The sequence below is a fragment of the Streptomyces lasalocidi genome (assembly GCF_005280215.1).
GTDB lineage: Bacteria > Actinomycetota > Actinomycetes > Streptomycetales > Streptomycetaceae > Streptomyces > Streptomyces longwoodensis.
Genome location: NZ_SZNQ01000001.1, coordinates 3,062,863 through 3,075,540 on the forward strand (window position 1 = coordinate 3,062,863; position 12,678 = coordinate 3,075,540).

Below are 12,678 nucleotides of genomic sequence, written 5' to 3' on the forward strand. Positions count from 1 at the left end.
GGGGAAGACGTCAGGCCACCCTGGCGCGTTCCCGTCCCGCCAGGATCGCCGCCACCGTCCGCTCCACGCTCCACCCGCCGGTGTCCAGCCACAGCCCGAGGCGCGGGGTACGCACCCGCAGCTCCTCGTCCAGCTGCTGGACCGTCCACGCCCCGTAGCCGGTCTTGGCGCGGTCCGCCTCGCGCCGCGCGACCTCCTCGGCGGGCGGCGCGAGCACGACTACGTGCAGGGGGCGGGTGCGCACCAGCCGTACGTACGCGGTGAGGTCGGCGCCGAGGACCACGTCCTGGACGACCGCCGTGAGACCGGCCCCGGCGTACAGGTCCGCGACGGCGGCCGACTGCCGGTGGCGCAGCAGCAGTTGGGCCCGTGCCTCGCCGTCCGGTGCGGCGTCGGGGGCGTACTCGGCGCGGCCGGAGACGATCATCCGGCGGAACGCGTCGCCCCGCACGTGTGCCGCCCTCGGCAGCCGCTCGGCGAGCGCCTGGGCCACCGTGGACTTCCCCGACGCCATCACGCCGGTGATCAGTACGACGCCGTCCATCAGCGACCGTCCCTCAACGACTGTCCGTCTCCGGCCACGCGTGCGTCGCGTGCCACGCGTGCGTCCTCACGTGAAGTAGATGCCGCCCAGCACCACCACGACCGCCGCCAGCACGAACACCGCGATCCACAGCAGCAGTTTGCCCACGCCCGGCGCGGGCTCGTAGCGCGGTTCCCGGTCGTCGTGGCCGCTCACTGGGGGGTCACCACAGCGGCCTGGGGGCGGATGGGGAGGCGGTTGACGGGGCGTCCGGTGGCGGCCCGTACGGCCGAGGCGACGGCCGCGGGGGACGTCACCACCGGCACCGCGCTGACCGCCTTCGCGCCGAACGGCGCCACCACGTCCCGTTCCTCGACGAGTTTGACGATCCGGATCTCCGGGGCGTCCAGGGCGGTGGGCAGCGCGTAGCCGGTGAGGTCGGGGTGGCGGACCAGGCCGCGCGGCGTGCGCAGGTTCTCGGTGAGCGCGGTGCCGACGCCCTGGGTGACGCCCGCCTCGATCCGGGCCTCCAGCTGCGCCGGGTTGAGGACGCGGCCCACGTCCTGGGCGACCGCCAGCTCCACCACGCGCACCGAGCCGAGCTCGATGTCGACGTCCACCACCGCGCGGATGGCGCAGAACGCCAGCCCGACGAAGGCGTCGCCCTGGCCCGCCTCGTCCAGCGGCTCCGTGGGGTGGGGGCGGCACTGTGCCGTCGCCCACAGCTCCTTGCCCTCCATCGCCTCGGTGACGGTGGTCGACAGCACCCCGTCGTACGAGGTGATCTTGCCGTCCGTGATCTGCAGCAGTTCGGTGGACATGCCGAACTTGTGCGCGAGGGGCTGGAGCAGCTGGGTGCGGACCATCTTCGCGGCGCGTTCCACGGCACCGCCCGAGACCCACGTGTGGCGGCCGCGGCAGCCCGCGCCGGCCGGGGGCTGGTCGGTGTCGACCGGCGCCACGTGCACCTCGTCGATGCCGAGGGTGTCCTGGACGATCTGGCGGGCGAGCGTGGTGAAGCCCTGCCCGGTCTCCACCGCGGCGCACAGCACCGTCGCGACGCCGTCCTGGACCTTCACGGTGGCCGTGGAGACCTCGTCCGCGCCCTCCGCGCCGAGCATGTGCACCATGCCCAGGCCGTAGCCCACGCCCCGGCGCACGGCGCCCGGTTCGCCCGCGCCCTCGGGGCCGCCGGGCAGCAGCCACTCGTCCTCGGGCGCGTCCTTGGGCAGCGGCGGCAGCGGGAAGTCCCGTACGGCCTGGAGGAGTTCGGCGACGGGGGCCGGGCAGGTCACCGTCTGGCCGGTGGGCAGCACGTCGCCGGTGGCCATCGCGTTGCGCAGGCGCAGCTCCGCCGGGTCGACGCCGAGCTTCTTGGCGAGCTTGTCCATCTGCGCCTCGTAGGCCGCGCAGACCTGCAGGGCGCCCTCGCCGCGCACGTGCCCGGAGGGCGGGTTGTTGGTGCGCACCGCCCAGCCCTCGATGAAGGCGTTCGGCACGACGTAGGGGCCGCAGGCGAAGGACACGGCGGCCGCCAGCGCCTCGGCGGAGGTGTCGGCGTACGCACCCGCGTCCAGCAGGATCTGCGCCTCGACCTTCACCAGCCGGCCCTCGGCGTCGGCGTGGTGGCGGTACCTCAGCAGCGTGGGGTGGCGGTGGACGTGGCCGAGGAACGACTCCTCGCGGGTCGCGGTGAGCTTCACCGGGCAGCCGGTCCGCAGCGCCAGCAGGCCGAGCGGCAGCTGGAAGCCCTGGTCCTCGCGGTCGGCGGTGGCGCCGGGCACACCGGTGACGACGATCTTCACGCGCTCGGGGGTGAGGCCGTACACCGCGGCGGCCGTGTCGCGGTCGGCGTGCGGGTCGGTGGAGGCCAGGTACAGCTCCACGCCGCCGTCGGGGCGCGGGACGGCGAGTCCGGCCTCGGCGCCGATCGGGGCGGGGTCCTGGCGGCCGATGCGGTACAGGCCCTCGACGACGACCTCGCCGGCCGCCTCCGGGTCGCCGTGGCGCAGCGGGATGTGCCGGATCAGGTTGCCGTCGGGGTGCAGCGGCTCGGCCTCGAAGGCTTGTTCGGGGTCGGTGACCGGGTCGAGCACCTCGTACTCGACGATGACGGCCGCGGCGGCCATGCGCGCGGTGTCGGGGTGGTCGGCGGCGACGGCCGCGATGGGCTCGCCGTGGTGGCGCACGACGTCGGAGGCGAACACCGGGCGGTCCGCCGTGCCGCGCCCGTGCAGCGCCCGGCCGGGCACGTCCTCGTGCGTGACGACGGCCCGCACGCCGGGCATCTCGCGCGCGTGGGAGGTGTCGATGGAGACGATGCGCGCGTGCGCGTGCGGCGAGCGCAGCACCGCCGCCCACAGCAGGCCCTCGGCCCACAGGTCGGCCGCGTAGGGGAAGGTGCCCTCCGTCTTGGCGCCGGCGTCGGCGGGCGGCAGGGACGCGCCCAGGCCGTGCGCGATCGGATCGGGTGCCGGTGCGGCCTCCGCGGCGGTGGTCGCGGTGGCGGCTTCATTGGTCACGCCTGGCCTCCGTCCTGGCCCTGTCCGTACGCCTGTCCGTGCCCGGGTCCGTGCGCCGGGCCGTGCCCGGGTCCGTGCGTCTGCCCGCGCGCGTGGTGGGGTGCCGGGTCGAACGCCGACGCGTGGACCCCGCCGGCGCCCGGGCCCGCCTGGTGCGGGATGCGCGCCTCGTCGCCGTCCGCGTCGGCGCCGTCGCCGCCCGCGTGCGTGTCGCGCTCGGCCACGACCTCCTGGACGGCGCGCAGCACGCCCCGGTAGCCGGAGCAGCGGCAGAGGTTGCCGCACAGTGCCTGGCGGGCCTCCAGCTCGGTCGGCGCCGGGTTGCCCTCCAGCAGGTCGTGCACGGTCATCGCCATGCCCGGCACGCAGAAGCCGCACTGCACCGCGCCGCACCGGGCGAGCGCCCGCTGCACGTCGGACGGCTGCCCGTCGACGGCCAGACCCTCGACGGTGCGGATCTCGCTGCCGGCGGTGGTGACGGCCGGGACCAGGCAGGAGGCGACGAGCCGGCCGTCGACCTGCACGCTGCACGCCCCGCACTCGCCCTGCGAGCAGCCGTCCTTGGCGCCCGCCAGCCCGAGCCGCTCGCGCAGCACGTACAGCAGCGACTCGCCGATCCACGCGTCCGTGACGGGGCGGTCGGAGCCGTTGACGCGCAGCACGTACGACGCGAGGGGGTGCTCCTCGTGGGGGGCCTGCGGCGGGGGCGCGTCGTCCCGCTCGCGCCCGTCGGGGGCCACCGCCGCGTCGGTTCCGTCGGTCCCGTCGGCCGGGGCGTCCTGGGACCCGGTGGCGTCGGGGCCGGTGTCGTCGTCCTCGGGGGCGGGGGTGTCGCCGTCGGTCACGGCGGCCCTGTGCGCCGCGTCGGCGGCCTCGCGCGGGCCGGGGGCGTCCCCGGTGCCGTCGTGGCTCGCGGGGGCCTCAGAGAGGGGCTGGACGCCCTCCACGCGGCTGTGGTCGTACGACGGCTCGGCGTCGTGGGCGTCGTGGGCGTGGTGGGCGTCGTGACGCGCGTCGCCCGGCGCGTCGGACGGGCCATGGGACGCGGGGTGCGCGCCCTGCTGCCCGGCGTCGCCGGGGTGCACCCCGCCCGCGTAGCCGCTCGGGACCCCGGCGCCGTGCGGGTCGTGGCCCTGGCCGCCGTGCGGGTCGAAACCCCGGCCGCCGTAGGTGTCGCCGTCACCGGGCTGCCGTCCCCACGCGTCACCGCCATGGGCCTCGCCGCCCGGCGTGTCCCCGCCGTGCGGGTCACCCGCGCCCGGGTCCGCCGGTCCGGTCGCCCAGGGGGCCGACGCGCCGCCGGGCAGGGTGGCCGGGGGGCTGCCGCCGCCCCACTGCTCGACCAGGGAGGACGTGGTGAACTCGCCCGACTCGTCCGGCAGGTCGCCCCCGGCGACGGGGATCGACCACTGCCCGGTCACGTCGTGCCCGGGCCCGGGCGCGGGCTCCGGCACGCCGGCTGCGTCGGCCGTGTTGGCCGCGCCGTCGTCGAAGGTCCACTGGCCGGTCGCGCCGGGGTGGTACGTGAAGCGGTCGCCGCCGGAGGTGGGCGGGCCCGGCTCGGGCCACTGCACGCCGCCGGCCGGTGCCGCCCACGCGCCCGTGCCGGTGTCCCCGGGGGCCGGGGCGCCCTCGTGCGGGGTGTTCGCCTGGATCTGCGGCGGCACGTACTGGCCCGGTGCCGCGAGCGGGCTGTCGCCTGACAGCAGGGCGTCGATGCCGCCCTCGGGCAGCTGCACGAAGGCGGTGGCGCCGTCGTCGTACTCGCCCTGGGGCAGCGGGTCCCAGCGGCCGCCACCGCGCGGGGCGTCCTGCCCGTGCCGGTCCCCGTGCTGGTCGTCGGTCACGACAGCGCCCTCCCCAGTGCTCGTCGGGCCAGCGCGGCGACGGTGCGCCGCAGGTGCAGTACGGCGGGCGGCAGCTGCGTCACGGAGCCGTCCGGCTCGGGGGCCGGGTCGGGGATGCAGGCCGCGGCGACGTACTCCCCGAAGGCGGTCAGGGCCTCGGGGACGATCGCGCGGTTGTTGTCCCAGTCGATCAGCCGGGCGACCCACTGCTCGGCCTCCAGGGGCCGCAGCGGCATGGGCGCTATGGCGCCGACGGCGCACCGCACGCCCCGCCGGGCCGGGTCGAGGACCAGGGCCACCGAGGCGACGGCCCGCCCGGGGCCGGTCCGGCCGGTCGCCTTCAGGAAGACCTGGGGCGCGTGCAGCAGCGGCACGCGCACGTACCCGATGAGCTCGCCGCCGCGCAGCATCTCCACGCCGGCCAGCAGGTGGGAGACGGGGATCTCGCGGCGGGCCCCGCCCTGGCCCGCGATGATCAGGGTCGCCTCCAGGGCGGCCAGCACGGGCAGCGCGTCGCCCGTGGGCGCGGCGGTGGCGATGTTGCCGCCGAGGGTGCCCGCGTTGCGGATCTGCGGCGGTCCGGCGGCGCGCGCGGCGGCGGCGAGCGCCGGGATGAGCGCGGCGAAGTCAGGGCGCCCCATGCGCGCGTGCGTGAGCCCGGCGCCGAGCAGCGCGTGCCCGTCCTGGTACTGCCAGCCGCGGATCTCGCTGATCCGGCCGAGGCCGACCAGGGCGGCGGGTCTGAGCTGACCGGAGTTGACGGCGGCCATCAGGTCGGTGCCGCCCGCGACGGGCACGGCGGCGGGCATGGCCGCGAGGGCCGCCACGGCCTCGTCGAGCGTCGTGGGCAGCGTGACGGCCTGCGCCGCCTGCGGTGCGTGCGTGCTCAAAACCGGCTGCCCCTTCCCGCTGCCCCACCTGGTCCCACCTGTGTTGCCGTACGGTACGTGCTGACAGGGCGGACGTGGCAACTCTGGCACATCTTCCCGGCACCCGAAGACGGGGGTCCGCTAGGAGGCATTCGTCCACCTCACCGGCGGAATGACCCGTTTTCGCACGGCATCACCGACGGGCGTGAATTGCCACTCTTCGGTGATCCTGGCGGGATTTCCGCCGGGGGCCTACCGGTTCGGCCGCCGGGGGCCTACCGGTTCGGCGGCGGGCCGTCCAGCGGGCGGCCCAGGATGCCCGGTCGGCGCTGCCAGGGCCGGGGCCCGGTAGGCGGGCGGTAGGCCACGCCCAGGGCGTCGAGGCGGGCGTAGTGGGCGGTCATGCGCCGCTCGAAGTCCGCGAAGTCCCGTTCCGCGGGTGCCGGGAGGTCGCTCCAGGCCACCTCGGCGAAGGCCGCGAGGCGCGGGAACTGCTGGTAGTCCACGCGCGCCTGGTCCTCCATCACCTCGGTCCACACGTTGGCCTGCGTGCCCAGCACGTGGCGGGCCTGGTCCCCCGTCAGGTCCGGCGGCACCGGCTCGAAGCGGTAGACGTCCTCCAGGGTGCGCACGTACCCGATCGGCACCGGCTCGTCCTCGCCGGGCGCCTGCCGGTGGTCCAGGTACACCTGCTGCTCGGGGCACATGACGACGTCGTGGCCGGCCCGCGCGGCGGCGATCCCGCCCGCGTAGCCGCGCCAGGACGACACGGCCGCGCCGGGCGCCAGACCGCCCTCCAGGATCTCGTCCCAGCCGATCAGGCGCCGCCCGCGCGCGGCGAGCCAGGAGTCGAAGTGCCGTACGAACCATGACTGCAGGGCGTCCTCGTCGGCGAGCCCCAGGTCCGCGATGCGGGCCCGCGCGGCGGGCGAGGCGCGCCACTGGTCCTTGGGGCACTCGTCGCCGCCGATGTGCACGAACGCCGAGAAGCGGGCGGCGTCCGCCGGGAACAGTTCCAGGATCTCCTCGAACACTCCCTCGAAGAACCGCAGCGTGGTGTCGGTGGGCGCGAGTACGTTGGGGTTGACCCCCCAGGTGTCCCAGACGGAGAGGGCGGTGGTGTCGACGACGTCGGTGTTGCCGAGTTCGGGGTACGCGGCGATCGCGGCCTGCGAGTGCCCCGGTACGTCGATCTCCGGGACGACCGTGATGTGCCGCTCGGCGGCGTAGGCGACGATCTCGCGCAGGTCGTCCTGGGTGTAGAAGCCGCCGTGCGGCCGCTCGTCCCACAACGGCGAGGCGCGGTGGCCGAGTTTGGTGCGCGACCGCCAGGACCCGACCTCGGTGAGCCGCGGGTGGCGTCGGATCTCCACCCGCCAGCCCTGGTCGTCCGTCAGGTGCAGGTGCAGGACGTTCAGTTTGTGCGCGGCCATCAGGTCGAGCTGGCGCAGGACGGCGTCCTTGGGCAGGAAGTGCCGGGCGACGTCGAGCAGCACGCCGCGCCAGGCGAAGCGGGGGGCGTCCTCGACGCGCAGGTGCGGCAGGCCCTGCCGGGTCCCCGGGCGCACGGGGGCCCGCCGGAAGGCGTCGGGGCCGAGGAGCTGGCGCAGGGTCTGGGCGCCCCAGAAGACGCCGGCCGGGTCACCGCCCCGGATCTCCACGCCCCGGGTGGCGACGACGTCCAGCCGGTAGGCCTCGGCGCCCAGCGTGTCGTCCAGGACCAGCCGCACACCGCCCGGGGCGTCCGGCGCGCCGGGCCGCAGCGGCAGGCCCAGGGCGGCGCCGAGGGTGGCCCGCAGCCAGCGCTCGGTCGACTCGGTGCCGGGGGCCGCCCACAGGGTCGTGGAGTCGTCCAGATCCAGCCCGCACCGCATCGGGCCCTCGACGGCGCGCGGCGCCGGAAGGAGGGGCGTTGCAAGCTGCGCAATGTCGGTTTCGCTCTGCACAACGGGAGGCTAGGACGTCCGGGAGCCGCCCACAAGAGGTCTCGACCACTGGCCGGAACGCGGCCGAATTCCCCCGGGACGCGAAAGCCCCCGGGGCGCGTCCACGCGCCTCGGGGGCCTTGCCGTCGAACCGTCGAACCGGATGCCGGTCCGGGCACCGGACCGGAGGGGTGCGGGTCAGCTCTTGCCGCTGCCGTCGCCGCCCTGGCCGTCGTTGCCGCCGGCGCCCATGGATTCGTAGATCTCCTTGCACATGGGGCACACCGGGTACTTCTTGGGATCGCGGCCCGGCACCCAGACCTTGCCGCACAGCGCCACGACGGGGGTGCCGTCGAGGGCGCTCGCCATGATCTTGTCCTTCTGGACGTAGTGGGCGAAGCGCTCGTGGTCGCCGTCACCGTGCGACACCTGCGGCGTCGGCTCGACGAGGGTCCCCGTACCGGTTCCGCGCTCGGGCTCGAGAGTGCTCATACCGCCAAGAGTACTGAAGCGGCCGGGCATCAGTTGAGCGACGGGTCGTCCGGATACGTGGCCACCATCGCCAGCTCGCTGCGCTGGCGGCGCAGCACTTCCCGCCACAGTCTCTCCGGGGCCGGCGAGGACACGTCACCGGGTTCGGACTCGACGACGTACCAGGCCCCCTCGGCCAGCTCGTCCTCCAGCTGTCCCGGGCCCCAGCCGGCGTACCCGGCGAAGATGCGCAGGGAGCCGAGGGCCGAGGCGAGCAGCTCCGGCGGGGCCTCCAGGTCGACGAGCCCGATCGCGCCGTGCACGCGCCGCCAGCCGAGCGGGACGCGGTCGCCGGAGGAGTCCCCGGGGATCACCGCCACGCCGAGGGCGGAGTCCAGGGACACCGGGCCGCCCTGGAAGACGACGCCGGGTTCGCCGGTGAGGTCGGCCCAGCCTTCGAGGATGTCGCCCACGCCGACCGGCGTCGGGCGGTTGAGGACCACGCCGAGGGAGCCCTCCTCGTCGTGGTCGAGGAGGAGCACCACCGCGCGGTCGAAGTTCGGGTCCGCCAGGGCGGGGGTGGCCACGAGCAGCCGCCCTGTGAGCGAGGACACCTCGGTCATGCCAGACATGATCCCGCATCTTCCGGCCGCGTGGGGAGGCAATGCGGGCACGGGGGTGAAGGCAGGTCAGGGCTCACGAGCGCACCCCGCGGGCGCACACCGGCACCGGTGACCGCACGTGCCCGCCGCGGAACCGTTCGTGTTGTGACACAGCCATGACGTGACTGGGCGGTCCTCGGGCTTACGGCAGGGGGGTGCACGGCGATTACTCTGTCTCCTCTGGCCCTTGCCCCACTCCACGGAACGCGAGATTCATGACCGTCAACGGCGCTGATGACGTACTGCTTGTCCACGGCGGGACCCCGCTGGAGGGCGAGATCCGTGTCCGCGGTGCGAAGAACCTCGTACCGAAGGCCATGGTGGCCGCCCTGCTGGGCAGCGCGCCGAGCCGGCTGCGCAACGTCCCGGACATCCGTGACGTGCGCGTCGTGCGCGGGCTGCTGCAGCTGCACGGCGTGACGGTCCGTCCGGGCGAGGAACCGGGCGAGCTGGTCCTCGACCCGACCTACGTCGAGAGCGCGAACGTCGCTGACATCGATGCCCACGCCGGGTCGAGCCGCATCCCGATCCTGTTCTGCGGCCCGCTGCTGCACCGCCTCGGGCACGCCTTCATCCCCGGTCTCGGCGGCTGCGACATCGGCGGCCGGCCCATCGACTTCCACTTCGACGTGCTGCGGCAGTTCGGCGCGGTCATCGAGAAGCGGGCCGACGGGCAGTACCTGGAGGCCCCCAAGGGCCTGCGCGGCACGAAGATCCGGCTGCCGTACCCGTCCGTCGGCGCGACCGAGCAGGTGCTGCTGACGGCCGTGCTGGCCGAGGGCGTCACCGTGCTGTCCAACGCCGCGGTCGAGCCCGAGATCGAGGACCTCATCTGCGTGCTGCAGAAGATGGGCGCGATCATCGCGATGGACACCGACCGGACCATCCGCATCACCGGTGTCGACCAGCTCGGCGGCTACACCCACCGCGCCCTGTCGGACCGCCTGGAGGCCGCCTCCTGGGCGTCGGCGGCGCTCGCGACCGAGGGCAACATCTACGTCCGCGGCGCGCAGCAGCGCTCGATGATGACGTTCCTCAACACCTACCGGAAGGTGGGCGGTGCCTTCGAGATCGACGACGAGGGCATCCGCTTCTGGCACCCCGGCGGCCAGCTGAAGTCGATCGCGCTGGAGACGGACGTGCACCCCGGCTTCCAGACCGACTGGCAGCAGCCGCTGGTCGTGGCGCTCACCCAGGCCACGGGGCTGTCCATCGTCCACGAGACGGTCTACGAGTCGCGGCTGGGCTTCACCTCCGCGCTCAACCAGATGGGCGCGCACATCCAGCTCTACCGCGAGTGCCTGGGCGGCTCCGACTGCCGCTTCGGCCAGCGCAACTTCCTGCACTCCGCGGTCGTCTCAGGACCGACCCGGCTGCAGGGCGCCGACCTGGTCATCCCCGACCTGCGCGGCGGCTTCTCGTACCTCATCGCCGCCCTCGCGGCGCAGGGCACGTCCCGGGTGCACGGCATCGACCTGATCAACCGCGGCTACGAGAACTTCATGGACAAGCTCGTGGAGCTCGGCGCGAAGGTCGAGCTGCCCGGCAAGGCGCTCGGCTAGCGGCCGCCGCGAGGGCGCCCGCCCGGCGGGTCGGCGCCCTCGCGCGGGGACGGGCGCACGGCGAAGGGGCGGCACCCGGACTCGGGTGACCGCCCCATCGGCGTGCCGTGCGACACCCCCCTGAGGGGGGCGCGGCTCACTTGCCCTTCGCGGCTTCCTTCAGCTTCGAGCCCGCGGAGACCTTCACGCTGTAGCCGGCCGGGATCTGGATCGGGTCGCCGGTCTGCGGGTTGCGCGCGGTGCGAGCGGCACGGTGGGTGCGCTCGAAGGTCAGGAAGCCGGGGATGGTGACCTTCTCGTCGCCCTTGGAGACGATGTCGCCGACGACCTCGGCGAACGCGGCCAGGACGGCGTCGGCGTCCTTGCGGGTCACCTCGGCGCGGTCGGCCAGCGCGGCCACCAGCTCACTGCGGTTCATGTTGTTACTCCCGTGTCTTTCTTGCCGTTGGGGCGTGCCACGCGGCGGAGCCGCACACGAGGCACTGCGATGCCGATGCGCTCGCGCCCAGGGACGCATCCTGCCCCCACCTGCGGCGGTAAAGCCAATCCGGCACCCGTAGGAGTCGTGAGAACACCCTGGGGAGTCACACGAAGGGCGCCGGCCCGGCCGCCACCCTAGAGGGCGTCCGAGCCCAGGTGGTTCCACGACGCGCCGGTGCGGGGGACCGTGGCGGTGCTCACACCTGCCCAGATCCTCCGCGTCCCGTATGTACCGTACGCCCCCGCGGCCGTGGTGCGGAGGGGCAGGTGGCACCGGGCGGCCCGGGGCGCGCGGGCCATACCCCCGCGCCGGGCGCCTACGCCGTCGCGCCCGCCGCCTTCGCCGCGTCGCGCACCGCGCCGGCGACCGCGCCCGCGACCTTGTCGTTGAAGACGCTGGGGACGATGTAGTTCGGGTTCAGCTCGTCCTCGGTCACCACGTCGGCCAGGGCCTTCGCGGCCGCGAGCATCATCTCGGTGTTGACGGTGCGGGACTGCGCGTCCAGCAGGCCGCGGAAGACGCCCGGGAAGACCAGCACGTTGTTGATCTGGTTCGGGAAGTCGGAGCGGCCGGTGGCCACCACGGCCGCCGTCTGGCGGGCGACCGCCGGGTCCACCTCGGGGTCGGGGTTCGCGAGCGCGAAGACGATCGCGCCGTCGGCCATGGCGGCCACGTCGTCGCCGTCCAGGACGTTCGGGGCGGAGACGCCGATGAAGACGTCGGCGCCGCGCACGGCCTCCTTGAGGGTGCCGGTGAGGTTCTCCGGGTTGGTGTTGTCGGCGATCCAGCGCAGCGCCGAGTCGGCCGGGGCGTCCACCAGGTCCGCGCGGCCGGTGTGCACGACGCCATGGATGTCGGCGACGACGGCGTTCTTCACGCCCGCGGCGAGCAGCAGCTTCAGGATGGCGGTGCCGGCCGCGCCCGCGCCGGACATGACGACCCGCACGTCCCCCATGCCCTTGCCGACCACGCGCAGCGCGTTGGTCAGGGCGGCGAGGACGACGATCGCCGTGCCGTGCTGGTCGTCGTGGAAGACGGGGATGTCGAGGGCCTCGCGCAGCCGGGCCTCGATCTCGAAGCAGCGGGGCGCGGAGATGTCCTCGAGGTTGATGCCCGCGAAGCCGGGGGCGATCGCCTTGACGATCTCCACGATCGCGTCGGTGTCCTGGGTGTCCAGGCACAGCGGCCAGGCGTCGATGCCGGCGAACCGCTTGAACAGGGCGGCCTTGCCCTCCATCACGGGCAGCGCGGCCTTGGGGCCGATGTTGCCCAGGCCCAGCACGGCGGAGCCGTCGGTCACGACCGCAACGGAGTTGCGCTTGATGGTCAGCCGGCGGGCGTCCTCGGGGTTCTCGGCGATCGCCATGCAGACGCGGGCCACACCGGGCGTGTAGACCATGGACAGGTCGTCACGGTTGCGGATGGGGTGCTTGGACTGCATCTCGATCTTGCCGCCGAGGTGCATCAGGAACGTACGGTCCGAGACCTTGCCCAGGGTGACGCCCTCGATGCCGCGCAGCTTCTCGACGATCTCGTCGGCGTGGCCGGTCGAGGTGGCCGCGATGGTGACGTCGATGCGGAGCTTCTCGTGCTCGGACGCGGTCACGTCGAGGCCGGTCACCGAGCCCCCGGAGGACTCCACGGCGTTGGTGAGCTGAGAGACGGCGGTGCCGCTCGCGGGCACCTCCAGCCGGATCGTCATCGAGTAGGAGACGCTGGGCGCCGTTGCCATGGCCGACTTCCTCTGCTTTCACCGTGTCGCGAAGTTGTGCCGTCCGATCGTCGCACCTACCCCTGGGTACGTGGTAGCCGCCCC

The 12,678-nt window shown here is 74.4% G+C and carries 11 protein-coding genes; 1 reads left to right on the forward strand and 10 read right to left on the reverse strand.

What is annotated here, in order from left to right; translation table 11 throughout:
- Nucleotides 1-10: 10 nt before the first annotated feature.
- The 8 genes from E4U91_RS13630 to E4U91_RS13660 all read right to left on the reverse strand — a co-directional run bounded on the left by E4U91_RS13630 (nt 11) and on the right by E4U91_RS13660 (nt 8,780).
- Nucleotides 11-544, reverse strand: coding sequence for an AAA family ATPase (locus tag E4U91_RS13630; RefSeq protein ID WP_137307108.1), 534 nt, complete (start codon nt 542-544; stop codon nt 11-13).
- Between the two features lie 66 nt (nt 545-610).
- Nucleotides 611-739, reverse strand: a complete 129-nt coding sequence (locus tag E4U91_RS39580; protein ID WP_266803823.1) for a hypothetical protein — start codon at nt 737-739, stop codon at nt 611-613.
- Nucleotides 736-3,045, reverse strand: coding sequence for a xanthine dehydrogenase family protein molybdopterin-binding subunit (locus E4U91_RS13635; RefSeq protein ID WP_137307109.1), 2,310 nt, complete (start codon nt 3,043-3,045; stop codon nt 736-738). The genes E4U91_RS39580 and E4U91_RS13635 overlap by 4 nt, the downstream gene beginning before the upstream one ends.
- Nucleotides 3,042-4,892, reverse strand: a complete 1,851-nt coding sequence (locus tag E4U91_RS13640) for a 2Fe-2S iron-sulfur cluster-binding protein (protein WP_137307110.1) — start codon at nt 4,890-4,892, stop codon at nt 3,042-3,044. The genes E4U91_RS13635 and E4U91_RS13640 overlap by 4 nt, the downstream gene beginning before the upstream one ends.
- Nucleotides 4,889-5,782 (reverse strand): FAD binding domain-containing protein, encoded by an 894-nt coding sequence (locus E4U91_RS13645; RefSeq protein ID WP_137307111.1) that lies wholly within the window; start codon nt 5,780-5,782, stop codon nt 4,889-4,891. Before E4U91_RS13645 ends, E4U91_RS13640 begins: the two co-directional genes overlap by 4 nt.
- A 254-nt stretch (nt 5,783-6,036) precedes the next feature.
- Nucleotides 6,037-7,707, reverse strand: coding sequence for a beta-N-acetylhexosaminidase (locus E4U91_RS13650; RefSeq protein WP_277755294.1), 1,671 nt, complete (start codon nt 7,705-7,707; stop codon nt 6,037-6,039).
- Between the two features lie 177 nt (nt 7,708-7,884).
- Nucleotides 7,885-8,178 carry a DUF3039 domain-containing protein gene (locus E4U91_RS13655; RefSeq protein ID WP_137307112.1) on the reverse strand — a complete coding sequence of 98 codons (294 nt, stop codon included), beginning with the start codon at nt 8,176-8,178 and terminating at the stop codon, nt 7,885-7,887.
- A gap of 29 nt (nt 8,179-8,207) precedes the next feature.
- The gene (locus E4U91_RS13660) at nt 8,208-8,780 is read right to left on the reverse strand and encodes a YqgE/AlgH family protein (RefSeq protein WP_137307113.1); all 573 of its coding nucleotides are present in this window, start codon (nt 8,778-8,780) and stop codon (nt 8,208-8,210) included.
- 254 nt (nt 8,781-9,034) lie between these two features.
- Here E4U91_RS13660 and murA point away from each other — a divergent pair, with 254 nt between their 5' ends.
- A complete protein-coding gene (gene murA / locus E4U91_RS13665) occupies nt 9,035-10,381 on the forward strand; it encodes a UDP-N-acetylglucosamine 1-carboxyvinyltransferase (RefSeq protein WP_137307114.1) in 1,347 nt (448 codons plus the stop codon).
- A 136-nt stretch (nt 10,382-10,517) separates the two neighbouring features.
- On the opposite strand, the gene E4U91_RS13670 is transcribed toward murA, so the two are convergent.
- Complete coding sequence (locus E4U91_RS13670) at nt 10,518-10,799, reverse strand: HU family DNA-binding protein (RefSeq protein ID WP_004000874.1); 282 nt, start codon at nt 10,797-10,799, stop codon at nt 10,518-10,520.
- 379 nt (nt 10,800-11,178) lie between these two features.
- Nucleotides 11,179-12,594: an NAD-dependent malic enzyme gene (locus E4U91_RS13675; protein ID WP_137307115.1), complete on the reverse strand. Its 1,416-nt coding sequence runs from the start codon at nt 12,592-12,594 to the stop codon at nt 11,179-11,181.
- Between the last annotated feature and the right edge of the window lie 84 nt (nt 12,595-12,678).

What these genes read in the sequence shown, in the direction of transcription:
- E4U91_RS13630 (WP_137307108.1), bottom strand. Translation starts at nt 544, where the DNA reads ATGGACGGCGTCGTACTGATCACCGGCGTGATGGCGTCGGGGAAGTCC.
- E4U91_RS13670 (WP_004000874.1), bottom strand. Translation starts at nt 10,799, where the DNA reads ATGAACCGCAGTGAGCTGGTGGCCGCGCTGGCCGACCGCGCCGAGGTG.
- E4U91_RS13660 (WP_137307113.1), bottom strand. Translation starts at nt 8,780, where the DNA reads ATGACCGAGGTGTCCTCGCTCACAGGGCGGCTGCTCGTGGCCACCCCC.
- E4U91_RS13675 (WP_137307115.1), bottom strand. Translation starts at nt 12,594, where the DNA reads ATGGCAACGGCGCCCAGCGTCTCCTACTCGATGACGATCCGGCTGGAG.
- murA (WP_137307114.1), top strand. Translation starts at nt 9,035, where the DNA reads ATGACCGTCAACGGCGCTGATGACGTACTGCTTGTCCACGGCGGGACC.
- E4U91_RS13655 (WP_137307112.1), bottom strand. Translation starts at nt 8,178, where the DNA reads ATGAGCACTCTCGAGCCCGAGCGCGGAACCGGTACGGGGACCCTCGTC.